This window comes from Pseudomonas sp. ACN5, from assembly GCF_002303975.1.
Classification (GTDB): domain Bacteria; phylum Pseudomonadota; class Gammaproteobacteria; order Pseudomonadales; family Pseudomonadaceae; genus Aquipseudomonas; species Aquipseudomonas laurylsulfatiphila.
The window spans coordinates 165006-186967 of the sequence record NZ_MRCP01000015.1 but is presented as its reverse complement, the minus strand read 5'-3'; the positions used below and the strand labels follow the sequence as shown (position 1 = coordinate 186967).

Below are 21962 nucleotides of genomic sequence, written 5' to 3'. Positions count from 1 at the left end.
CCTACAGTTTGATTTGCGTGAATCTGTAAGAGGATGGTCGGCTGCACCATCGCTCCCACAATCACGCTGCGGGTGGCGGTTTCGCCAGTTCAATGCCCGCGGCACCCAGGCGCTTGAGAATTTCAAACAGCAACTCGCTCTTGATCGCCCCAACCGTGCGCGGGCTGCCGACGTAGCCGGTGATGGTCAAGGTGATGCCTTCCGGTTTCAACTGGCTGAAACGCAAGAACGGCGCCGGTTTATCCAGAATGGATTCGTGCTCGGTATAGCTGTCCATCAGCAGGTTTTGCACCAGTTCCGGATCGATATCCAGCGGGAACATCAGTTCGAGTATCACCACGCCCTGGGCGCTGCCGCCAAGGGTGACGTTGCGCAGGTTCTGCGAAATCAGGTGCGAGTTGGGCACGATCATGATCGAGCGGTCGGCCAGTTGTATTTCCGTGGCCCGTACGTTGATCCGTCGTATGTCGCCTTCGACGCCACTGATGCTGATCAGGTCGCCGACCTTCACCGGGCGCTCGGTCAACAAAATCAGGCCGGAGATGAAATTCTTCACGATCTCCTGCAGGCCGAAGCCGATGCCCACTGACAGGGCGCTGACAATCCAGGCCAGGTTGGTCCACTTGATCCCCAGCGACGACAGCGTGAGCAGCACGATCGACGCGTATCCGATGTTGGCGAACAGGGTGCTCAGCGAGGCGCACATGCCCGGGTCCATCTCGGTCTTCGGCAGGAACTCGCCGTCCAGCCAGCGGCGTAGCGTGCGAATCAGGTAGACACCGATCAGCAGTGTCAGGAAGGCGCGCATCAAGTTGTCCGGGACGATGTTCAGCTTGCGCAGCCCTTCGCCACCGAGAATGGCCGCGGTGCTGGTGACCAGTTGCCCGAACGTCGTACCTACGCCGCCGACAAACAACGCAATGACGCCGACCAGCATCAGGATGGCGCGGCCCGCCCCGGAAAACACGGTGCATATCTGCTCCAGGCGTGGATTGCCGATGCCCAGCAGCTGTTTGATCGCCTTGCCGGTAGGTTGCCTGGGTGAAAAAAGCGATTCGCAGGTGTCCTGGTACACCTGCGTGAGCAGGTAGAACGCGGCGAAGACGATGAAAATCCACACCATTTCATAGGTGATGAACCGGGCCATCGTCACGTAGCCGATCACCAGGGCGAACAGGGACACCACCACGGCAACGCCGGCAAACACATAAATCAGGCCGGCGGACGTGGTGACGCCTTCGGGAGTCTCTCCGGCAACGATCAGCGCCCGTCGGGTCTTGCTGACGCGCAACAGCAGCGCGCCGATCACCAGTGCCACGACCAACGCCACGATTCCCCGGCCGAACAACACCACTTCGGCGCTCATGCCGGTGACGTTGCTCATCTGCACCAGTGTCACCAGCACCAGCAGCAGGCTTGCCAGCCGCCTGGGGTAGGGCTCTATCGCCAGCGCCACCGGATCGGCGATATCGGGCAGGCGCCATGAAGGATGTTTGGTCGACAGCAACGCGCGGCTCAACCCGGTGATCATCACGCAGGTATAGGCCAGCTTTTCCAGGTACTGCGCCAGATCGGCCAGCAACGGGGTGTAGGGCAGTTGCCGGGTCGCGGCAAAGTGCAGCAATTGCAGGGCGATGCCGGCGCTCAGCACCGTCGCCAGTACCGAGGCCAATGCCAGGGAGCTGCGCCGTAACCGGCCTTCGGGCATTCGATGAATGCACAGCCACGCCAGACCCCGACCGGCGAATTTTCGCCCCAGGGTCCAGATGACCAGGGCCAGAACCAGCAGGGAGGCCGTGATTGCGCGTTGACCAGGTTGCCAGGCCGCCTGGTGCGTGGCCTTGAGTTGCTGGACGAGGGTGCTGAAACGTTGGCGGTCATCGAGCGGAAGATTGAACAAGGGCGACCAGAATCGCGGGTTCAGGATGCTGGCGGTCTGCTGGGTCACCTCCGCCTCCAGCAGGCTGCGGCGAATACTGGCAATCTGGGTGATCAGCTCGGCGGCACTGACTTTCAGCGCGGCCAGGGTTTTGAGCTGGTTGTCGATCTTGTTTTTTTGCTCGCTGAGGATGTCTCGTTGGGTGGTAATGCCAGACGTCACCTGTGGGCTCTCGTCGAGCGGCACTGGCCCCAGCACGTTGAGTTGGGCCTGCAACTGCGCCTGACCAGGCAGCAGCGATGTGGAGAGGCTTTCAATATTCTGGATCAGTGCCAGCACCAGGTCCTGTGAGCTTTCCAGCTGGGTGTAGGTGCTGGCCTGGGAAACCTGCTGCTTGAGGCTGTTCAGCTGGTTTTGCAACCCCAGCAATTCGCTGTCGGAGATGCTGATGACCGGGGCTGTGGGGGCGGGAGCAAGGGTGTCGGCCATGGTCGCCGCCGACAGCCATCCCGGGGTCGCCACCAGCAGTGCGAAGGCGACGTAAATCATTGACTTCCATACATTGAACATCGGCGAGCTCGACGGGTTGTTAGTCACTTAGCCAATGAGGTTAGGCCATGACTCGCACCCTTGAGCGATGTTTTGTCGAAAGTGCCCGGCCGGTTTTCGCCCGGGCGCTACTCATGCTGTTGCCGCGCCGGGAAAAACAGTTCGAAGCAGGTGATGCCGTCGGCACTGCTGACATGGCAGGCGCCGTTGTGCAGCTGCATGATCGTCGCCACGATCGACAGGCCCAGGCCGTTGGATTGGGCCGAGCGTTCGCGGGATTCATCGACCCGGTAGAAGCGTTCGAACAGCCGTGACAGATGCTGCGCCGGGATGGTCTGGCCATGGTTGCGCACTTGCACCTGGATGCCGTTGGCGGTCGGGTTGGCGTGAATGCACAGCTCGGAATGCGGCGCGCCGTACTTGATGGCGTTGGCGCACAGGTTGGCCAGGGCACGACGCAGCAACATGGGCTCGGCCCAGATCAAGCCGCTGCCGTGGGCTTTGATGCAGATGCCAACGTCGGTCGCCGGGCCTTCGAAATAGTCGGCCATGCGTTGCATTTCGTCGGCGGCATCCAGTTCCTGACGCTGGCGCAAGGCGCTGCGCGGATCGGTGCGGGCCAGGAACAGCATGTTGTCGAGCATGCGCGCCAGGCGTTCGAGCTCTTCGACATTGGAGGCCAGCAACTGCTGATAGGCGTCGGTGCTGCGGTTCTGCTGCAAGGCCACCTGGGTTTCGCCGAGCAGGTTGTTGATCGGCGTGCGCAGTTCGTGGGCCATGTCGGTCGATACCTGACCCAATTGCACAAAGCCTTTGTCCAGGCGGTCGAGCATGGCGTTGAAGGCGTCGATCATCGGCAGCAGCTCCAGCGGTGCGCCCTGGCTGTCGAGGCGCTCGTTGAGGTTGCCGACGTCGATGCTCTGGGTGTGGCGGGCCAGGCGCCGCACCGGCAACAGGCCGCGATGCACCAGCACATAACCGGACAACGCCAGCAGAATCGCGGCCAGGGTGGCGAACAGGTAGACGTTGAGCCGGTAATCGGCGAGCACGGCGGTGCGTTCGGTCATCAGGCGCCCGGTCACCACTTGCAGGCTGCCCAGGTCCCCGGAGTCGATGGTCGCCGCCAGGGCGGAAAACGGCACGCCGTTGACGTTGGGCAAATGCTGCACGTCGTCCAGGGTCAGTCGATGATCCATCGCCACCGGGGTCAGCACCGGCATTGTCAGGTTGCCCGGGTTGACCACCAGCAACGGCGGCTGCCCCGGGGTGCCGATGGTCAGCAGGGCCTCGCGGTTGCCCATCATGTTCTGGAACAGCGCGGGTTTGGCCTTGATCAGGTCCAGGGTGTTGCTGTCGTTGAGGAAGGTACGCAACTGGTCGATGCGGGTGATCAGGGCAATGTCGTCGCGATGGATCAACTCGCGTTCCAGGTCGCGGTACAGCGCCACGCCCAGCAGCGCCAGCGAGACAAACGCCAGCAGGGCGAACACCAGCGCCAGGCGCAGGGTCAGGGAGTGGCTCAGACGAGAGGCGGATCGCAGCGGCGTCATGGCATTCATGGGGGCATTCAAGGTTGAGTGTCGAAGCGATAGCCGATGCCGCGCACGCTGTGGATCAGCTTGAGCTGGAACGGGTCGTCGATTTTCAGGCGCAGGCGGCGCACCGCGACATCGACGACATTGGTGTCGCTGTCGAAATTCATGTCCCAGACCCGCGAGGCGATCATCGAGCGTGACAGCACTTCGCCCTGATGCGTGGCGAACAGGTGCAGCAGGGCAAATTCCTTGTTGGTCAGGGTGATGCGGTTGCCGGCGCGGCTGACGCGACGCTTGAGCACGTCGATCTGCAGGTCGTCGACGTGCAGGTGTTCGTCTTCCCGGGTAGGGCCACGGCGGGTCAGGGTGCGCAGGCGCGCCACCAGTTCGGCGAAGGAAAAGGGTTTGATCAGGTAATCGTCGGCGCCCAGTTCGAGGCCTTTGATGCGGTCGGCGATGTCATCCCGGGCGGTGAGGAACAGCACCGGTGTGTCGGCTTCCTTGCGCAGGCGGCGCAGGACTTCCCAGCCATCCATCTTCGGCATCATCACGTCCAGCACGATCACATCGAAGTCGTGTTCCAGGGCCAGGTGCAGGCCATCGACGCCGTCGCGCGCCAGGTTCACGGTGTATCCGAGTTCCTGCAGGCCGTTGAGCAGGTAATTGCCGGCCTTGGGTTCGTCTTCGACTACGAGGATGTTCATGGAAAATCCGCCTGATTCGGTCGGGCTACGGGGGCGCATCAGTGGCGCAAGTGTAGCCCGATCGGCGGTGACGGCAGGCATCCGCTCAGTTCTCGCCAAGGCAGTTCACACCCTGAACCTGATAGTTCAGTTGATGCTCGCGGCCCTGGTGGTCGAGGTAGTTGAACTGCGCGGGCACGATGCCGCACTTGCCGTTGAGGTCGGTCATGGACAGCACTTTGGCCACTTGCACCGGGACATAGAAGCCGTCCTGGTCGTGGATGATCGGCGAGGTGGGCTGGGTGGCGGCAAACGCCGAACCGGTGGCGAGCAGGGCGGCAAAGCCCGCGATCAACAGTTTCATGACGAATCTCTCTCTACAAGGGCAGGGGGGCTGCCGGGTCTGGCCTGACAGTGAGTTCAGGCTAACGGTGTGATCCGGACAGCCGACCAACAACTTGATGACAAAGTTGTAATGAAACGCCGCCGGCAACACCGCAACCCCCCTGTGGGAGCGAGCTTGCTCGCGATAGCGGTGTGTCAGACACCGAAAATGTCGACTGACACTCCGTCATCGCGAGCAAGCTCGCTCCCACAGGGGGCAGCAGCAACCCGCGGATCCATGGCCTAAGCTTGTTTGCAGGCCCATGCTCTTCGAACACCTCGATGGGCAAGCGGCACCTATAAAAACAACGCAATCAGGAGATGCCCATGTCCGCTTTGATCCGTCGTTTCAGTCGCTGCATGGCCGCCGGTTTGACCGCTGCCGTGCTTGCCGCACCGGCCTTCGCCCTCGATACCGTGAAATTCATGGCCCCGGGCTCGGTGGGCGGTGGTTATGACCAGACTGCCCGTGTGCTGGGCAAGGCCATGGTCGAAGCCAATACGGCCAAGGCCGTGACCTTCGAGAACAAGGGTGGGGCGGGCGGGACCCTGGGGCTGGCGCAATTTGCCAACAGCACCAAGGGCGATCCGAATGCGTTGCTGGTGGTCGGGGCGATCATGGTCGCAGGCATCGAACAGAACAAATCGCAGATCAGCCTGAAGGATGTGACGCCCATTGCCCGGTTGTTCACCGAGTACAACGTGATCGCCGTGCGCAAGGAATCGGAATACAAGACCCTCGATGACCTGATCAAGGCCTTCAAGGACAAGCCGACGAGCATCACCTGGGGCGGCGGCTCCAAGGGCTCGGTGGATCACATCGGCATTGCCGAGCTGGCGGGCAAGCTGGACGTGCCGGTCAACAAGGTGAACTACGTGGCGTTTGGTGGCGGTGGCGAGGTGGTTGCCCAGGCGCTGGGCGGCCAGCTCAAGGTGATCACCGGCGGTTTCGCCGAGCTGGGCCAGTACATCAAGAGCGGTCAGTTCCGTGTCCTGGCCATCGGCGCGCCGGAGCGTGTTCCCGGCATTGACGCACCGACCCTCAAGGAGAGCGGCTATGACGTGACGATCGGCAACTGGCGCGGCGTTTACGGTGCGGCGGGCCTTACCCCGCAGCAGCGCAAAGAAGTGATCGACGCTGTGGTGGCCGCTACCAACAGCAAGGTCTGGCAGGACAATATCCAGGCCAACGCCTGGACGCCCAGCGTGTTGACCGGCGATGAGTTCGGCAAATTCGTCGAGGAAGAACACGTGCGGTTGCGCGCCATGCTGATCAAGGTCGGGCTGCTTTGAGATGGCCACACTGCGCGCAGTGGTGCCGACGCAATTGGCGGTCGGCATCGGCCTGATCGCCATCAGCGTGGTGTTGGCGTTGGGTGCCTACCGGTTTCCGCCCGAAATGGGTTTCGTCATCCTCCCGGCCTACGTTTACCCCTATGTCGTGGCGGCGTTTCTCGGCGGTGTGGGCCTGTTGCTGAGCTTTCAGGCGCTCAGCGGCGGTTTTCGCGAGCTGGATAACGACGACACGGGCACGGTGCCCGGAGGAAAAACCGGCGCCGCCTGGGTGACCGCCGGGCTTGTCGGGGTGGCGCTGCTGATCAATCTCATCGGTTTTGTGCTGGCCGCCGGCTTGTTGTTCGCCTGTTCGGCGCGGGGGTTCGGCAGCCGTCATCCGCTGCGGGACCTGGCCATCGGTATTGCCCTGACCCTGCCGATCTACTGGCTGTTCAACGCCGGGCTGGGGGTTTCCCTGCCGTCGCTGATCAACATCTGGCTTTGAAAGGAGATAGACACCGTGGACATTCTTTCAAGCCTGGCGATGGGTTTTTCCTCGGCACTGACCCCGATCAACCTGATGTGGGGGTTCATCGGTTGCCTGCTCGGCACCGCCATCGGTGTGTTGCCGGGGATCGGCCCGGCGCTGACGGTGGCCCTGCTGTTGCCGATCACCGCCAAGGTCGACCCTACCGGCGCGCTGATCATGTTCGCCGGTATCTACTACGGTGCGCAGTTCGGCGGTTCCACCACCTCGATCCTGCTCAACACCCCGGGTGAATCGTCTTCCATGGTCACGGCCCTGGAGGGCAACCAGATGGCACGCAACGGCCGCGCCGGCCCTGCGCTGGCAACGGCGGCGATAGGCTCCTTCGTCGCGGGCACCATCGCCACGGTTTTGCTGACGCTGTTTGCGCCGGTTGTGGCCAGGCTGGCGCTGAATTTCGGCCCGACCGAATATTTCGCGATCCTGGTGCTGTCGTTCACCACCGTGTCGGCGGTGCTCGGCGCCTCGATGCTGCGAGGGTTTGCTTCGCTGGGCGTTGGGCTGACCATCGGTTTGATCGGCCTGGACTCGACCTCGGGCATTGCCCGCTACACCCTGGGCGTTCCCGAACTGGTGGACGGTATCGAGGTGGTGCTGGTGGCGGTCGGTTTGTTTGCGGTGGGCGAGGCCTTGTACAGCTTGCTCTATCAAACGCCATCGAACGAAGGGCGGCATCGCCTGACCTCGTTATGGATGAGCCGCGCCGACTGGAAGCGTTCGGTGCCGGCGTGGTTTCGCGGCACGCTGATCGGCTTTCCGTTTGGTTCGATTCCGGCGGGCGGCGCGGAGATTCCGACCTTTCTGTCCTATTCCACCGAGCGCAAGCTCAGCAAGTACCCCAAGGAGTTTTCCGCCAACAAGGGCGAGGGCGCCATCGAGGGTGTCGCCGGTCCCGAAGCAGCCAACAATGCCAGCGCGACCGGATCCCTGGTGCCGTTGCTGACCCTGGGCATCCCGACGTCCGCCACCGCGGCGATCCTCCTGGCCGCGTTCCAGAACTACAACCTGCAACCGGGGCCGATGCTGTTCGAAACCTCCGCCGACCTGGTCTGGACGCTGGTGGCCTCGCTGTACATCGGCAACGTCATCCTGCTGGTGTTGAACCTGCCGCTGGTGGGGCTGTGGGTCAAACTGCTGCAGATCCCCCGGCCGTACCTGAACGCCGGCATCCTGGTATTCGCCACCATCGGCGTGTATGGCATGCGCCACTCATCCTTCGACCTGCTGCTGATGTTGGCGATTGGCTGGGGCGGGGTGCTGATGCGGCGGTTCGACTTCCCCGTCGCCCCGGTGATCGTCGGCATGCTGCTGGGGCCGATGGCCGAGAAACAACTGCGCAACGCCTTGTCCATCGGCGAGGGCGACTGGACGGTGTTCGTCACGCAACCGATCTCGGCGTTCTTTCTCGCCCTGACGCTGCTGGTGCTGGTGGTGCCTTATGTGTTGCATAAACGCGGGATTAAGTTGCATGAGGATGATTGAGCAATCCCTGTGGGGGCGGTCGTTCCCGAATACTGCGTACACCCACTAACCCTGTGGGAGTGGGCTTGCCCGCGAAGACGGAGTGTCAGCAAAATAAATGTCAACTGACCGGACGCCTTCGCGAGCAGGCTCGCTCCCACAGTGATGTCGGTCGTTCCCGAATACTGCGTACACCCACTAACCCTGTGGGAGTGGGCTTGCCCGCGAAGACGGAGTGTCAGCAAAATAAATGTCAACTGACCGGACGCCTTCGCGAGCAGGCTCGCTCCCACAGTGATGTCGGTCGTTCCCGAATACTGCGTACACCCACTAACCCTGTGGGAGTGGGCTTGCCCGCGAAGACGGAGTGTCAGCAAAATAAATGTCAACTGACCGGACGCCTTCGCGAGCAAGCCCGCTCCCACAGGTTGTTTCGGGCAGGATCGCTGGATCTGTTCAGGCGTCGATGGCCGGGAAGTCGATGTCGGTCAGGATTGCGTTGTTCAGGTAGTTGGTGAGCGTCTGCGCAGCCACATGGGCGATCACTTCGATGATCTTGCCGTCGTCGATACCCGCGTTACGGGCAGCGGCGATCTGCTCGACGCTAAGATGGCCACGGCTTTCGGTGACCTGGCGGGCGAGGGTGGCAATGGCGTTAAGCTCGCCGTGTCGTGCGCTGAGGATCTCCTGCTTCGACAGCCCGGCCTTGCCGGCAAACACCGAGTGAGCCGCCAGGCAGTAGTCGCAGCCGTTGACTTGCGAAGTGGCGAGGGACACCGCTTCCTTTTCCTTGGCGCTCAGGGACGTCTTGCCCAGTGCGGCCGAGTTTTGCAGGTACGAGGCCAGCACGGCCGGTGCGTGGGCCAGGACTTTGAAGACGTTGGGCAGAAAACCGATTTTCTTCTGCACGGCTTCCAGCAGGGGGCGGGTGGTGTCGGTGGCGTTTTCCAGGCTGATCGGGGCAATGCGGGTCATGGTGATACTCCGTGGTGTGAGGCGCGGAATGCGCGGGGTACGGAGCTCATGTTAGGGAGAAGGTCTGGTGTATTGGATGCAAATCGTCGAGGATATGCGACAGATCGTCCAGAACTGCCTTCGGGAGCCTTGTCATGGATCGCTTGTCCACGTTGCTCACCCATTTCGGCGTCAATGCCGGCACTTTCCATAGCGGTATGTTCTGCGGCACCGTCGCCTACGACGGCCAACAGGCCAGCGGTCATTTACACCTGCTTCAGGCCGGCGAGTTGCTGCTCAAAATGGGCGACCAGCCGGACCTGCAACTGACCGAGCCGAGCCTGATCTTTTTCCCCCGGCCCTATCGGCATCGTCTGTTTGCGTCTGAAGCATCCGGCACGCAACTGGTGTGCGCGACCCTGGATTTCGACGGCGGTGCGGGCAATGCCCTGGCGGCGGCACTGCCGGATTACCTGGTGCTCAAGCTCGATGAAATCCCGACCCTGGCCGGGACCCTGGAATGGCTGTTCAACGAGGCGTTCGACGGTACGTGCGGGCGTGAAGCGGTGATGGATCGCCTGTTCGAGCTGCTGGTGATTCTGTTGCTGCGGCACATCCTGAGCACCACGGGCCAGCGACCGGGCATGATGGCGGGCCTTGCCGATGCGCGCCTGGCGCGGCCCCTGAGCCTGATGCATCAAAGCCCGGCCAAGGCCTGGAGCGTGGCCGAACTCTCGGTCGCCGCCAACATGTCGCGGGCCAGTTTCGCCGAACACTTTCGCCGGGTGGTCGGGCAGACGCCGGTGGATTACCTGGTGAGTTGGCGCATCAGCCTGGCGCAGAAGCGCCTGCGCGAGGGCCGGCCGATAGCGCTGATTGCCGAGGAAGTGGGTTATGAGAGCCCCTCGGCGCTGGCCCGGGCGTTCCGGCGCAAGACCGGGCTGAGCCCGCGGGAGTGGAAGGGCAGTTGACCAGCGCAAATCCCCCTGTGGGAGCGGGCTTGCTCGCGAAGGCGGCATGTCAGTCGACATCATAGGTGTCTGACACTCCGCCTTCGCGAGCAAGCCCGCTCCCACAGGTTTTGTGGTGGCTTTAGCAGTGCATCAGAACTTGAACGCCTGCCGTCCCACCAACAGCCATTTACCGTCCTGCTTCTGCCAGATCTGGAAGTTTTCGATTTCAGTGGGCACCACTTCGGTGCCTTTGAGCGCTTGCGCCGAGAAATGGTGGCGCACCAGCGCGACATCACCGGAGACGGTGATGGTCTGGTTTTGCATCTCAAGGGTCTTGAACGCGCTTTTGCCGGTTTCGATGTCGGCGATGAAGGCCTGCTTGTCCTGGATCTTACCGCTGGAATGCCCGTAGGTCAGGTTCTCGGCGGTCAAGGCGTTCAGTTCCGGGATGTCCTTGTGCAGCATGGCCTGGGTCAGGTGGTCGACGGCCTGGGCCACGTCCTTGTCCGGGGCAGCCGGGGTGGCGGCGACGTAGCCGGTGAACAGGCACAGCAAACCAATCAGCACTTTTGCTTTTTTCATGGGTGTTTCCTTGTTGTTGTAGGGATGATGCGATGACTGGATGGTTGTTCATCAGTCATCGTACAACCTAGCATGCGCTGGAGGGAAAAAGCGAACTTGCCCGGCGACCTTGCCTCGAAGTTAAAAGGGCGATGTCCTGACTTCGAGGTATTCCAGCCATGCAGCCGAACCAACGTATACGGCACGACCTGACGTTGCTCATGGTGTTTGTGGTGATTGTCGTGGTGTCGGGTTTTTCTCCCCGCAGCCGGGTGGACTGGGCGCTGGAAAACCTGCTGGTGCTGTTGCTGGTGGGCACCCTGGTCGCGGTTTCTCGGCGATTCCGCTTGTCGGCGATGTCCGTCACCCTGGTGTTTGCGTTTCTGTGCGTGCATGAACTGGGCGCCCATTACACCTATTCCCTGGTGCCTTACGATCGTTGGTCTTCGGCGTGGTTGGGCTTCAGTTTCGACCGGGCGGCAGGTGCTCACCGCAATCACTACGACCGGCTGGTGCATCTGAGCTACGGGCTGCTGCTCGCTTATCCGGTGCGCGAAATCCTGTGGCGGCTGACGCCGCTGCGCGGGTTCTGGCTGTTCTTCGTGACCCTGAACATCATGCTGTCGACCTCTGCCGTGTACGAACTGGTGGAGTGGATCGGCGGTGCCTTCCTGGGCAATGACACGGCGAAGGCCTTCGTCGGCGCGCAAAACGATCCGTGGGATTCGCAAAAGGACATGGCCATCGCGGTCGCCGGTGCGTTTGCCAGCCTGTCGCTGGTGTCCCTGCACGGCATGCGGCAAAAGCACCCGGTGACGACCGCATGTCGAAAAAAACACAATCTTTGGCAATAGGCTTCAATTACTGCGCGGCCCCGTCGATAACCTCTTCAAGAGTGCCATCCGCGCGGGGGAACCCCGCCGCCTAACGTGCCAGAGAGGAACCACAGAGTGTCCATAAAACTGCGTTTAATGTTGCTGATCGGCACCGGACTACTGACTGCGTTGATCATGAGCCTGGTCAGTTACCTGGGGAACGCCCGGATGGCCGAGGCCGTGGGCAACGACAACGTCAGCATGGCCGCGCTGCGCAATCACCTCGAAGCCGACATGATGCACGACGCGTTGCGCGCCGACGTGCTGTCGGCCATGTTGGTGGGCTTGAACAAGAGCACCAGCAGCAAAGCCGAGGTGCGCAGTTCCATCGAAGAGCACACCCAACGCTTTCGCGAAGTGCTCGGGGAAAACCTCAAGCTGCCGGTCAACGACACCATCAAGGCCGGCCTGAACAAGATCAAGCCCAGCCTCGACACCTACATCGGCACTGCCGAGCGTATCGTCGGGCTGGCCCTGGAAAACCCGGAAGCCGCGCAACAGGAACTGGGCACGTTCAACAACGCCTTCAGCCAACTGGAAGACCAGATGGAGGCCCTCAGCGAGTTGATCGAAAGCGACACGCAACAGACCAGCCAGGGCACAGCGCTTGCCATCAGCAACGCCAACCTGACCCTCGGCGGCGTGCTGATCGCCAGCCTGTTGTTGCTGCTGGCCCTGGGGCGTTCGGCGATCCTGAGCATCATGGGCCCGTTGCAAACCGCCAGCCGCATTGCCGAGAGCATCGCCCATGGCAACCTCAGCGAGCCGATTGTCGAGCCCACCCACAAGGACGAAGCCAGCGCCTTGATTCGTAGCCTGGCAACCATGCAGCGGGATTTGCGCGGCATGATCGAGGTCGTGCGCAGCAACGCCCACGGCGTCAGCGGCATGAGCGAACTGCTGAGCAACGGCTGCCATGAGGTGGCCGGCAGCAGCCAGCAGCAAAGCGCGGCGGCCAGCACCATGGCCGCGGCCGCCAGCGAAATGACCGCGAGCATCGAGGAAATCACCCGGCATGCCGAACGGGCGCTGAACATGGCCAATCAGGCAGAAGCCCTGGCCAAGGACGGCGGCCGGGTGATCCATCAGGTGGTCAGCGACATGGATGGCATTGCGCGTTCGGCGCAGCAGTCGGCGCAGGTGATCCGCACGCTGGACAAGGAGTCCGAGGGGATTTTCAACATCATCCAGGTGATCAAGGGCATTGCTGACCAGACCAACCTGCTGGCACTCAACGCCGCCATCGAAGCCGCCCGCGCCGGCGAGCAGGGACGCGGTTTTGCCGTGGTGGCCGATGAGGTCCGCAGCCTGGCGGGGCGCACCAGCGCTTCCACCCAGGAAATCGCCAGCATGGTCGCACGGATCCAGCAAAGCACCCGCGAGGCGGTGATCAGCATGGAGGAGGGCGTGGCCCAGGTCGACAAAGGCATGGCGGTGACGGCCGATGTCGAGCGCGCCATCCGCGAGATCCTCGATGCCACGCTGCACACCACGCAACTGGTCAATGACATCAGCCGTACCATCGGCGAGCAAAGCCTGGCCAGCAACGAGATCGCCCATCAGGTGGAGATGATTGCCGGCATGTCCGAAGGCAACAGCAAGGTGATCGGGCAGACGGCTTCGACCACGGATGAACTGTCCAGTCTGGCGGGGCAGCTGTCGCAGTCGGTGGATCGGTTCAGGCTTTAAAGGATCGCAGCCTGCGGCAGCTCCTACAGAGGTACGCGATCCATGTAGGAGCTGCCGCAGGCTGCGATCTGTTGACCTTAAAGGTACTTGTCCGTCACCGCCCCCTCCGAAGCACTGGACACGGTCTTCGCATACTTGGCCAGCACCCCGCGCTTGTATTTGGATTCCGGCCGTACCCAACGCGACTTGCGCTCGGCCAGCACGGCATCGGAGACATCAACGGTAATCTGCCGGGTTTGCGCATCGATGATGATCCTGTCGCCATTCTCGACCAGCGCAATCGGCCCGCCTTCAAAGGCTTCCGGCGTGATGTGACCGACCACGAAACCGTGGGAACCACCGGAAAAACGCCCGTCGGTGATCAGCGCCACCTCCTTGCCCAGGCCCTTGCCCATGACCGCAGACGTCGGGGAGAGCATTTCGCGCATGCCCGGCCCGCCCTTGGGCCCTTCGTAGCGGATCACGATCACCTCGCCGGGCTGCACCTCGCCATTGAGGATGCCGGCCAGCGCACCTTCCTCGCCGTGATAGACCCGCGCTGTGCCTTCAAAGCGCAGGCCCTCCTTGCCGGTGATCTTGGCCACGGCACCGGTGGGCGAGAGGTTGCCGCGCAGGATGACCAGATGCGAGTCCTTCTTGATCGGCTGGTCGAACGGCCGGATCACGTCCTGGCCGGCCGGGTAGTCGGGCACGCCGGCGAGGTTTTGCGCCAGGGTCTGGCCGGTGACGGTCAGCACATCGCCGTGCAGCATGCCGGCATCGAGCATGCGCTTCATCAGCGGTTGAATGCCGCCGATGGCCACCAGTTCGCTCATCATGTACTTGCCGCTGGGACGCAGGTCGGCGACCACCGGGGAGATCTTGCCCAGCTCGACGAAGTCATCCAGGGTCAGCTCGACATCCACCGCGTTGGCCATGGCCAGCAGATGCAGCACGGCGTTGGTCGAGCCGGCGAGGGCGATCACCACGCGGATCGCATTCTCGAAGGCTTTGCGGGTCATGATGTCGCGGGGTTTGAGGTCGAGCTTGAGCAACTCCATGACCTGCTGCCCGGCGCGGAAACTGTCCGAGGCCTTGTCGCCGCCAATGGCGTCCTGGGAGCTGGAGCCGGGCAGGCTCATGCCCAGCGCCTCGATGGCCGAGGCCATGGTGTTGGCGGTGTACATGCCGCCACAGGAGCCGGGGCCGGGAATCGCCACTTCCTCGATCTGCTTGACCTGGATCTCGCTGATGTCGCCCCGCGCGTGCTGGCCCACGGCCTCGAACACGGAAATGATGTCGGTATGCCCGGCCCCCGGCTGGATGGTGCCGCCATAGACAAAGATCGACGGACGATTGAGCCGCGCCATGCCGATCAGGCAGCCCGGCATGTTCTTGTCGCAGCCGCCGATGGTCACCAGGCCGTCGAAACCCTCGCAACCGGTGACCACTTCAATGGAGTCGGCGATCACCTCGCGCGATACCAGCGAATACTTCATGCCTTCGGTGCCATTGGCGATGCCGTCGGAGATGGTGATGGTGTTGAAGATCACGCCCTTGGCACCGGCGGCATTCGCGCCTTTTTCGGCCTCGAGCGCCAGCTTGTCGATGTGCATGTTGCAGGGCGTGACCATGGCCCAGGTGGACGCGATGCCGATCTGCGGCTTGTCGAAGTCTGCATCGGTAAAGCCCACGGCCCGCAGCATGGCGCGTGCCGGTGCGGCCTCCACGCCGTCGATCACTTGAGAGGAGTACTTGCGCAGATCGTCTTTGTCGCTCATGACTTGTCCTCACCGGCTCATCTGAAGACCACTGAGTATAGTCGCCGATCCGCCGTCACCTCGTGCACCGGCTTCTACGGCACTATCAGTGACCGGACCATCGAGTCGGGAACAGACGCGCGGGTTAGCCTTGTCGTGATATTCTTCGCAACAACTTGGTTTGACCTATTCTGTTTACCTGTCCTCGCGACGGGCGAACGAATCACTGTCGCTCAAGTAGCTGAAGCCAATAAAGATAAAAAGTCAGTTCAGAAGGGACAAAAAACTGGGGTCGATGCGGTTCATCGGCCTTGTGTGCCCACCCTGCAATCCTTGAGTGCCGCATCCGTGACTGCCGTGAAACACGGGGCTGTGCGCGTGAGGATGGAAGGGCGGATGGCGTTTTATCATAGGTGCTACAGATGTTTAAGAAAGTGAACACAGCCCTGCTGGGGCTGGCCTTGTCGTTGGGGATGACGACAGCCCAGGCTGAAGAAGCCAAGAAAGTCGACGTACTGCTCATTGGCGGCGGCATCATGAGCGCGACCCTGGGTGTCTGGCTCAACGAGCTGGAACCTGGCACTTCGATGGAAATGATCGAGCGCCTCGACGGCGTCGCCCAGGAAAGCTCCAACGGCTGGAACAACGCCGGTACCGGTCACTCCGCCCTGGCCGAGCTGAACTACACCCCGGAAGACGAGAACGGCAAGGTCTCGATTCCGAAGGCCGTTGAAATCAACGAAGCCTTCCAGATCTCCCGTCAGTTCTGGGCCTGGCAGGTTCAGCAAGGCGTGCTGAAGAACCCGCGTTCGTTCATCAATTCCACGCCGCACATGAGCTTCGTGTGGGGCGATGACAACATCAAGTTCCTGAAAAAACGCTACGACGCCCTGCAGGCGAGCCCGCTGTTCGCTGGCATGCAGTACTCCGAAGACCCGGCTGTGATCAAGCAGTGGGTGCCGCTGATGATGGAAGGGCGTGACCCGAGCCAGAAGGTCGCGGCCACCTGGAGCCCGCTGGGTACTGACGTGAACTTCGGCGAAATCACGCGTCAGTTCGTTGCACACCTGCAAACCACGCCGAAGTTCGACTTGAAGCTGTCCAGCGAAGTGCAGGACATCACCCGCAACGAAGACGGCAGCTGGCGCGTCAGCTACAAAAACCTGAAAGACGGCAGCAAGACCGAAACCGACGCCAAGTTCGTGTTCATCGGCGCCGGCGGCGGTGCCCTGCACCTGCTGCAGAAGTCCGGCATTCCTGAAGCCCGGGAATACGCAGGCTTCCCGGTCGGCGGCTCGTTCCTGGTGACCGAGAACCCGACCATCGCCGAACAACACCTGGCCAAGGCCTACGGCAAGGCTTCGGTGGGCGCACCGCCGATGTCGGTTCCGCACCTGGACACCCGCGTGCTGGACGGCAAGCGCGTGATCCTGTTTGGCCCGTTCGCGACCTTCAGCACCAAGTTCCTCAAGGAAGGTTCGTACCTGGACCTGCTGACCACCACGACCACCCACAACGTGTGGCCAATGACCAAGGTCGGCATCAAGGAATACCCGCTGGTCGAGTACCTCGCCGGCCAGCTGATGCTGTCTGACGAAGACCGCCTCAACGCCCTGAAGGAATACTTCCCGAACGCCAAGGCTGAAGACTGGCGCCTGTGGCAAGCCGGCCAGCGCGTGCAGATCATCAAGCGTGACGAAGCTGCCGGTGGCGTGCTGAAACTGGGCACCGAAATCGTCGCTTCGCAAGACGGCAGCATCGCCGGCCTGCTGGGCGCCTCCCCAGGCGCATCGACCGCCGCACCGATCATGCTGACCGTGCTGCAGAAAGTGTTCAAGGACAAGGTCGCGAGCCCTGAGTGGCAGGCAAAACTGCACAAGATCGTGCCGAGCTACGGCACCCAGCTGAACAACAGCCCCGAGAAGGTTGCCGAAGAGTGGGCCTACACTGCCAAGGTGCTGGAACTGACTCCGCCACCAGCGGTGATTGCACCGGCTGTGAAACCAGTGACTGTCGACACGGATGCGAAAGCGCCGAAGGCTAGTGCTGCGAGTGATATGGCTCTGTAACTAGACGCCGGATCAAAAAAAGCCCACTGAACCGGCGACGGTCAGTGGGTTTTTTTGTGGGCGATGGTACAGGCAATGCTTTGAGTCCGGAGTGTCTACGTCGGCCTTTACGGGGGTTTTCTGTCATCAATTGTCAAGTCGTTGACGCTCAATGAGAAGCAGGCAGTTTGGCCCTGAGGATACTGGTTTGTTTACCGACCTGGGTAACGCGAAACCGTAAGCCTGATATCTCTTCGCCCTGGCGGGAATTTGCAGGAGCGAGCTCCCACAGTAGTCAGTTGCATCTCGATAAAACAATCATAGAGAGCGCAGAATGAAGTTCAGTTTTATAGACAGCCGCCAGCCGAGCCGCCGGCGGGTTTTACGCGATGCTTTCACCTTGGCATTGGCGGCTTCGCCGGTGGCAAATCTCGCCAGGGCCGCCGAGGAAAACACTGAAGAAGTGACCTTTGCCGCGGGCCCGCGACCATTGGTGCAATACCCGCAAAAACGCCCGTTGACCCTGGTGACCACGCGCCCGCCGCACCTGGAGACGCCGTTCTCTGTCTTCAATGAAGGGGCCATCACGCCCAATGACGCGTTTTTCGTGCGTTACCACCTGGCCAATTTTCCGACCAGCATCGATCCGGACAGCTACCGCCTGACGATCAAGGGCCTGGTCGACACGCCGTTGTCGCTTTCCCTTGCCGAACTCAAGGCGCTTGCCGAGCCGGTGGAGGTGGTGGCCGTCAATCAGTGTTCGGGCAACAGCCGTGGCTTCTCGATGCCGCGGGTGTTCGGGGCTCAGTTGGGCAATGGCTCGATGGGTAATGCGCGGTGGCTGGGGGTGTCGCTCAAGGCGGTACTGGAAAAGGCCGGAGTGAAAGCCGGTGCCATGCAAGTGACCTTCCGTGGAGTCGATAAGCCGGTGCTGCCGAGCACGCCGGAGTTCATCAAGGCGCTGGACATCAGCCATGCCATGGACGGCGAGCCGATGATCGCCTGGTCGATGAATGGCACCGACCTGCCATTTCTCAACGGTTACCCGATTCGTCTGGTGGTGCCCGGTTATTTCGGCACGTACTGGGTCAAGCACCTGAGTGAGATCGAAGTCGTCGACCATACCTATGACGGCTTCTTCATGGCCAAGGGGTATCGGGTTCCGGATAACGATTGCCTGTGCATTGCCCCCGGCACCACGGCGGCGAACACCCAACCGATTTCCAGATTGCCGGTGCGCAGTTTCATCACCAGCGTCAAACACGGCGATGTATTGCCGCTGAACCAAAGCCTGGTGCTCAAGGGCATCGCGTTCGACGGCGGCGCCGGGGTCAACAAGGTCGAGGTATCGATCGACGGCGCAGCCAGCTGGCGCGAATCCACCCTCGGGCAGGACCTGGGCCGTTTCTCCTTTCGTGAGTGGACGTTGCCGATCACCTTTACCAACAAGGGCGCCACTCAGTTGATGGTGCGAGCCAGCAACAGGGCCGGCGAGACGCAGCCCCTGCAAGCGGACTGGAACCCCGGTGGCTACCGCCGCCACGTCGTCGAAACCCGCCACGTGACCGTCGCCTGAGGAGGGCTGCATGAAATTTTTGACCTCCCTGCTGTGCGCCGCCCAGGTTTGCCTGATGACCCTGGCTGACGCCGCGCCACTCTCGATCACCTTGCCGCCCGAAACGGCAGCGTTCAAGCCCAGTTCGCTGCCTGGCTACCCTTTGGCGCAGCAGAAGTGCTCCATCTGCCATTCGGCCGACTACGTCAGCTTCCAGCCGCCCGGCATGAGCCTGGCGCAGTGGACCGCCGAAGCGGGCAAGATGCAGCACGTCTACGGTGCTCCAATCAGCGACCAGGACGTGAGTGTGATCGGTGCCTACCTGGCGGCCACCTACGGCAGTGCCAAGGCCAGCGACGCCGATGTCCAGGCGGCCTCGAATCCGCCGATGGAGCCGCCGAAGGTGCCGGTGGCAAAAGAGGCTTCGGTTTTGCTCAAGGACAACGCGTGCCTGTCCTGTCATGTAATCGACCATAAGGTCGTTGGCCCGGCCTATCACGATGTGGCGGCCAAATATGCCAATGACCCGCAGGCGCTGGTTCGGATCATGTCCAGCATTCAGCACGGCGGCAGCGGGAAGTGGGGGGAGGTGCCCATGCCGCCCTTCGCGCAGTTGAGCCCGGACGACCTGAAAAGCCTGGCGACGTTCATCATGAGCCAGTGAGCCTGACGCAAAAAAGCCCACTGACCATCGCCGGTTCAGTGGGCTTTTGGGTGAGTGCGATTTGTTCAATCCATCGAGGGGTTGACGGCACTGAAGCGCCTGAGAATGTCCTGGTACATCTTGGTCCGCCGGTGATTGCGGCCATATCCCCCCGCAGCGGCGACGGTGCCGGCCTGGACGTGGTCCAGGTACTTGAAGATTTTGCCGGGCGACAGAAACACCACCTTGTAGCCGAGGCCGATCGCGCGGTCTTGCAGCTCATAACCGGGCACCCGGTCATCGATCTGGAAATGCAGACCCTGCTGCTTCATCAGCCTGCAATTCCACAGGGTGCAAAAGCTTTTCAGGTGGGTTTCGGTGTAGGGCTTCGGCTCTCTTGAGCGCAGGCCCAAGGAGAGTTTCAGGCGGCGAAATTGGTGCTTCGCGAAGCGTGAGGTGAAGCGCCAGACAGTTCTTGGCAATCCACGATTGAGTTGTTCGGTGCAGCCGACCGCGATGACATTTCGGTCCCTGGTGCAGTGATCCATCATCATCGTAAAGATGCTGGCATCGAAGACGAAGGTGTCGGTGTGCATCAGGAACAGATGGTCGGTATTGATCCTGGCCAGCGCCATGTCCAGTGCCTTGCCATGGGCGATGTGGCCGGGTTCTTTGGTGGGGGCATCGCGTTCGATCAGGTTGATCCAGTCCAGTGAGCGCAGATACTCGACGCTGGCGTCCGCCGAATCGTTGTCCACCACCCAGACGGGTATGCCGGCTTTGCGTGCAGGCTCACGCAAAAGGTCCAGGCAGATCCTGGTCAGATCGAGGGTTTTGTAATTCACCAGCACGATGCTGAACGGCGGTTTGGCGCTTGTATCGACACGGGCCATCTTCGAAATGCTCGACTACCTGAAAGCCTCGAAGACTAAACAAGCAACCTTAGCCCAAGCTTAATTTCACCTGGGCGGGTTGGCCGTTGGCATTCAGGCGGTCTCGATACGCCTAGGGTTTGGCCTGGTTTTTCAGCTTCTCTTCGATTTTCGCATCGACTGCCGCGCGAATCTGGTCAACGCTGAAACTGGCAGGCTTCTGGCTCGGCGGGTACTCGATGAAGGTCTGCAGGAAGCGCGCCGCCTTGGCCACAGCCGCGGCCATCAGGTAGGAGTTTTTCACCAGCCAGTCGTTGTACTGGTCCGAGACCAGGTCAGCCCGTTCATACGGGTCCATGCGCAGGTTGAACAGCTTCGGCACGCGCAGTGGCACGAACGGGCTGCTCCACACCGCAAAGCCACCGGGTTCGCGCTGTTCGGCGAAGACCACTTTCCAGTTGTCGAAGCGCATGGACACCAGCACGCCGTCGTCGTTGAAGTAGTAGAACTCGCGGCGCTGACCTTTAGGCTGTTGGCCGGTCAGGTAGGGCAGCTGGTTGTAGCCGTCCAGGTGCACCTTGAAAGGCGTACCGCCTGAGGTCGGTGCCCAGCCCTTGAGCAGCTTTTCCTTCACATCGGTTTCGCCCGCGGCTGCCAGCAGGGTCGGGAACCAGTCCATGCCCGAGAACATCTCGTTGGACACTTCGCCCGGCTTGATCTTGCCCGGCCAGCGGACTATCGCCGGCACGCGGTAGGCGCCTTCCCAGTTGGAGTTCTTCTCGTTACGGAACGGCGTGGTCGCTGCGTCCGGCCAGGAGAACTGGTTCGGGCCGTTGTCGGTGGTGTAGACGACGATGGTGTTGTCGGCGATTTTCAGGTCGTCGAGGGTCTTCAGCAGTTTGCCGACGTCGCCGTCGTGTTCCAGCATGCCATCGGCGTAATCGTTGCCGGGCATGCCGCTCTGGCCCTTCATCGAATCGCGCACGTGGGTGAACAAATGCATGCGTGTGGTGTTCATCCAGACGAAGAACGGTTTGTCCGCCTTGGCCTGCTTCTCGATGAACGCCTGCGCCGCCGCCGTAGTTTCATCGTCGATGGTTTCCATGCGCTTGGCGGTCAGCGCGCCAGTGTCTTGGATCTTGCCGTCGGCGTAGCTGTGGATCACGCCGCGTGGCGTCCTGGACTTGACGAAGTCCGGGTCATCCTTGGGCCAGTAAGGGCGCTCGGGTTCCTCTTCGGCGTTGAGGTGATAGAGGTTGCCGAAGAACTCGTCGAAACCGTGGTTGGTCGGCAGGAACTCGTCCTTGTCGCCCAGGTGGTTCTTGCCGAACTGGCCGGTGGCATAACCCTGGGACTTGAGCGCCTGGGCGATGGTGATGTCGCGTTTTTGCAGGCCGATCGGCGCGCCCGGCACGCCCACCTTGGTCAGGCCGGTGCGCAGCGGTGACTGGCCGGTGATGAACGACGAGCGCCCGGCGGTGCAGCTGTTCTCCGCGTAATAGTCGGTGAACAGCATGCCTTCGTGGGCGATGCGGTCGATGTTCGGCGTCTTGTAGCCGACCACGCCCATGGAATAGGCGCTGATGTTGGTCTGGCCGATGTCATCGCCGAAAATCACCAGAATGTTGGGTTTGTCAGCGGCATTCGCCGCCATTGCCATGACCGTTGTCGCCACCAGGGCGAGTTTCGGCAGCCACTTTTTTATGCGAGTCATCTGACTGGCTCCTTGTTGACGGGCGTCGCGCAGGGCGACCAGCGGC

General features: G+C 61.8%; 18 protein-coding genes and 1 pseudogene. 10 read left to right on the top strand and 9 right to left on the bottom strand.

What is annotated here, in order from left to right:
* Positions 1 to 61: 61 nt before the first annotated feature.
* The 4 genes from BSF40_RS25015 to BSF40_RS25000 all read right to left on the bottom strand — a co-directional run bounded on the left by BSF40_RS25015 (position 62) and on the right by BSF40_RS25000 (position 5010).
* On the bottom strand, positions 62 to 2449 hold the full coding sequence (locus BSF40_RS25015) for a DUF3772 domain-containing protein (protein WP_095967242.1): 2388 nt from the start codon (positions 2447 to 2449) through the stop codon (positions 62 to 64).
* A gap of 107 nt (positions 2450 to 2556) precedes the next feature.
* On the bottom strand, positions 2557 to 3987 hold the full coding sequence (locus BSF40_RS25010) for a heavy metal sensor histidine kinase (RefSeq protein WP_095967241.1): 1431 nt from the start codon (positions 3985 to 3987) through the stop codon (positions 2557 to 2559).
* Positions 3988 to 3995: 8 nt separating this feature from the next.
* Positions 3996 to 4667 (bottom strand): heavy metal response regulator transcription factor, encoded by a 672-nt coding sequence (locus BSF40_RS25005; RefSeq protein ID WP_007979096.1) that lies wholly within the window; start codon positions 4665 to 4667, stop codon positions 3996 to 3998.
* An 85-nt stretch (positions 4668 to 4752) separates the two neighbouring features.
* Positions 4753 to 5010, bottom strand: coding sequence for a DUF2790 domain-containing protein (locus BSF40_RS25000; protein WP_095967240.1), 258 nt, complete (start codon positions 5008 to 5010; stop codon positions 4753 to 4755).
* Between the two features lie 347 nt (positions 5011 to 5357).
* On the opposite strand from BSF40_RS25000, the gene BSF40_RS24995 reads away from it, so the two are divergent.
* From BSF40_RS24995 to BSF40_RS24985, 3 genes are read left to right on the top strand one after another with little or no spacing between them, the layout of a single operon-like run.
* Entirely contained in the window at positions 5358 to 6323 is a 966-nt protein-coding gene (locus BSF40_RS24995) for a tripartite tricarboxylate transporter substrate binding protein (RefSeq protein ID WP_095967239.1), read from the top strand.
* Position 6324: 1 nt separating this feature from the next.
* Positions 6325 to 6810 (top strand): tripartite tricarboxylate transporter TctB family protein, encoded by a 486-nt coding sequence (locus BSF40_RS24990; protein ID WP_095967238.1) that lies wholly within the window; start codon positions 6325 to 6327, stop codon positions 6808 to 6810.
* A 15-nt stretch (positions 6811 to 6825) separates the two neighbouring features.
* Positions 6826 to 8334 (top strand): tripartite tricarboxylate transporter permease, encoded by a 1509-nt coding sequence (locus BSF40_RS24985; protein ID WP_095967237.1) that lies wholly within the window; start codon positions 6826 to 6828, stop codon positions 8332 to 8334.
* A 435-nt stretch (positions 8335 to 8769) separates the two neighbouring features.
* Here BSF40_RS24985 and BSF40_RS24980 read toward each other — a convergent pair whose 3' ends face one another.
* Positions 8770 to 9288 (bottom strand): carboxymuconolactone decarboxylase family protein, encoded by a 519-nt coding sequence (locus BSF40_RS24980; RefSeq protein ID WP_095967236.1) that lies wholly within the window; start codon positions 9286 to 9288, stop codon positions 8770 to 8772.
* Between the two features lie 134 nt (positions 9289 to 9422).
* Between BSF40_RS24980 and BSF40_RS24975 the strand changes: the two genes are divergently transcribed.
* On the top strand, positions 9423 to 10238 hold the full coding sequence (locus BSF40_RS24975; protein WP_095967235.1) for an AraC family transcriptional regulator: 816 nt from the start codon (positions 9423 to 9425) through the stop codon (positions 10236 to 10238).
* Between the two features lie 132 nt (positions 10239 to 10370).
* Here the strand turns inward: BSF40_RS24975 and BSF40_RS24970 are convergent, their stop codons facing one another.
* Positions 10371 to 10802: a nuclear transport factor 2 family protein gene (locus BSF40_RS24970; protein ID WP_095967234.1), complete on the bottom strand. Its 432-nt coding sequence runs from the start codon at positions 10800 to 10802 to the stop codon at positions 10371 to 10373.
* Positions 10803 to 10960: 158 nt separating this feature from the next.
* Here BSF40_RS24970 and BSF40_RS24965 point away from each other — a divergent pair, with 158 nt between their 5' ends.
* The 3 genes and pseudogenes from BSF40_RS24965 to BSF40_RS33610 all read left to right on the top strand — a co-directional run bounded on the left by BSF40_RS24965 (position 10961) and on the right by BSF40_RS33610 (position 13345).
* Complete coding sequence (locus tag BSF40_RS24965; protein ID WP_095967233.1) at positions 10961 to 11635, top strand: DUF2238 domain-containing protein; 675 nt, start codon at positions 10961 to 10963, stop codon at positions 11633 to 11635.
* Between the two features lie 75 nt (positions 11636 to 11710).
* Positions 11711 to 12487 (top strand): annotated as a pseudogene (locus BSF40_RS33615) (MCP four helix bundle domain-containing protein); the annotation flags it as partial.
* Entirely contained in the window at positions 12482 to 13345 is an 864-nt protein-coding gene (locus BSF40_RS33610; protein ID WP_371918122.1) for a methyl-accepting chemotaxis protein, read from the top strand. The pseudogene BSF40_RS33615 and the gene BSF40_RS33610, both read left to right, overlap by 6 nt.
* Before the next feature lie 77 nt (positions 13346 to 13422).
* On the opposite strand, the gene ilvD is transcribed toward BSF40_RS33610, so the two are convergent.
* Entirely contained in the window at positions 13423 to 15105 is a 1683-nt protein-coding gene (gene ilvD / locus BSF40_RS24955) for a dihydroxy-acid dehydratase (RefSeq protein WP_095967231.1), read from the bottom strand.
* Positions 15106 to 15506: 401 nt separating this feature from the next.
* Here ilvD and mqo point away from each other — a divergent pair, with 401 nt between their 5' ends.
* The 3 genes from mqo to BSF40_RS24940 all read left to right on the top strand — a co-directional run bounded on the left by mqo (position 15507) and on the right by BSF40_RS24940 (position 19351).
* On the top strand, positions 15507 to 17153 hold the full coding sequence (mqo, locus tag BSF40_RS24950) for a malate dehydrogenase (quinone) (protein ID WP_095967230.1): 1647 nt from the start codon (positions 15507 to 15509) through the stop codon (positions 17151 to 17153).
* Between the two features lie 313 nt (positions 17154 to 17466).
* Positions 17467 to 18708 (top strand): molybdopterin-dependent oxidoreductase, encoded by a 1242-nt coding sequence (locus BSF40_RS24945; RefSeq protein ID WP_095967229.1) that lies wholly within the window; start codon positions 17467 to 17469, stop codon positions 18706 to 18708.
* A gap of 10 nt (positions 18709 to 18718) precedes the next feature.
* On the top strand, positions 18719 to 19351 hold the full coding sequence (locus BSF40_RS24940) for a c-type cytochrome (RefSeq protein WP_095967228.1): 633 nt from the start codon (positions 18719 to 18721) through the stop codon (positions 19349 to 19351).
* Between the two features lie 65 nt (positions 19352 to 19416).
* On the opposite strand, the gene BSF40_RS24935 is transcribed toward BSF40_RS24940, so the two are convergent.
* Both BSF40_RS24935 and BSF40_RS24930 read right to left on the bottom strand, forming a co-directional pair.
* The gene (locus tag BSF40_RS24935) at positions 19417 to 20223 is read right to left on the bottom strand and encodes a glycosyltransferase family 2 protein (RefSeq protein ID WP_095967227.1); all 807 of its coding nucleotides are present in this window, start codon (positions 20221 to 20223) and stop codon (positions 19417 to 19419) included.
* Between the two features lie 112 nt (positions 20224 to 20335).
* Positions 20336 to 21916, bottom strand: coding sequence for an arylsulfatase (locus BSF40_RS24930; protein WP_095967226.1), 1581 nt, complete (start codon positions 21914 to 21916; stop codon positions 20336 to 20338).
* Positions 21917 to 21962 lie beyond the last annotated feature (46 nt).

What these genes read in the sequence shown, in the direction of transcription:
- BSF40_RS25015 (WP_095967242.1), bottom strand. Translation starts at nt 2,449, where the DNA reads ATGTTCAATGTATGGAAGTCAATGATTTACGTCGCCTTCGCACTGCTG.
- BSF40_RS25010 (WP_095967241.1), bottom strand. Translation starts at nt 3,987, where the DNA reads ATGAATGCCATGACGCCGCTGCGATCCGCCTCTCGTCTGAGCCACTCC.
- BSF40_RS25005 (WP_007979096.1), bottom strand. Translation starts at nt 4,667, where the DNA reads ATGAACATCCTCGTAGTCGAAGACGAACCCAAGGCCGGCAATTACCTG.
- BSF40_RS25000 (WP_095967240.1), bottom strand. Translation starts at nt 5,010, where the DNA reads ATGAAACTGTTGATCGCGGGCTTTGCCGCCCTGCTCGCCACCGGTTCG.
- BSF40_RS24995 (WP_095967239.1), top strand. Translation starts at nt 5,358, where the DNA reads ATGTCCGCTTTGATCCGTCGTTTCAGTCGCTGCATGGCCGCCGGTTTG.
- BSF40_RS24990 (WP_095967238.1), top strand. Translation starts at nt 6,325, where the DNA reads ATGGCCACACTGCGCGCAGTGGTGCCGACGCAATTGGCGGTCGGCATC.
- BSF40_RS24980 (WP_095967236.1), bottom strand. Translation starts at nt 9,288, where the DNA reads ATGACCCGCATTGCCCCGATCAGCCTGGAAAACGCCACCGACACCACC.
- BSF40_RS24975 (WP_095967235.1), top strand. Translation starts at nt 9,423, where the DNA reads ATGGATCGCTTGTCCACGTTGCTCACCCATTTCGGCGTCAATGCCGGC.
- BSF40_RS24970 (WP_095967234.1), bottom strand. Translation starts at nt 10,802, where the DNA reads ATGAAAAAAGCAAAAGTGCTGATTGGTTTGCTGTGCCTGTTCACCGGC.
- BSF40_RS24965 (WP_095967233.1), top strand. Translation starts at nt 10,961, where the DNA reads ATGCAGCCGAACCAACGTATACGGCACGACCTGACGTTGCTCATGGTG.
- BSF40_RS33610 (WP_371918122.1), top strand. Translation starts at nt 12,482, where the DNA reads ATGCAGCGGGATTTGCGCGGCATGATCGAGGTCGTGCGCAGCAACGCC.
- ilvD (WP_095967231.1), bottom strand. Translation starts at nt 15,105, where the DNA reads ATGAGCGACAAAGACGATCTGCGCAAGTACTCCTCTCAAGTGATCGAC.
- mqo (WP_095967230.1), top strand. Translation starts at nt 15,507, where the DNA reads ATGTTTAAGAAAGTGAACACAGCCCTGCTGGGGCTGGCCTTGTCGTTG.
- BSF40_RS24945 (WP_095967229.1), top strand. Translation starts at nt 17,467, where the DNA reads ATGAAGTTCAGTTTTATAGACAGCCGCCAGCCGAGCCGCCGGCGGGTT.
- BSF40_RS24940 (WP_095967228.1), top strand. Translation starts at nt 18,719, where the DNA reads ATGAAATTTTTGACCTCCCTGCTGTGCGCCGCCCAGGTTTGCCTGATG.
- BSF40_RS24935 (WP_095967227.1), bottom strand. Translation starts at nt 20,223, where the DNA reads ATGGCCCGTGTCGATACAAGCGCCAAACCGCCGTTCAGCATCGTGCTG.
- BSF40_RS24930 (WP_095967226.1), bottom strand. Translation starts at nt 21,916, where the DNA reads ATGACTCGCATAAAAAAGTGGCTGCCGAAACTCGCCCTGGTGGCGACA.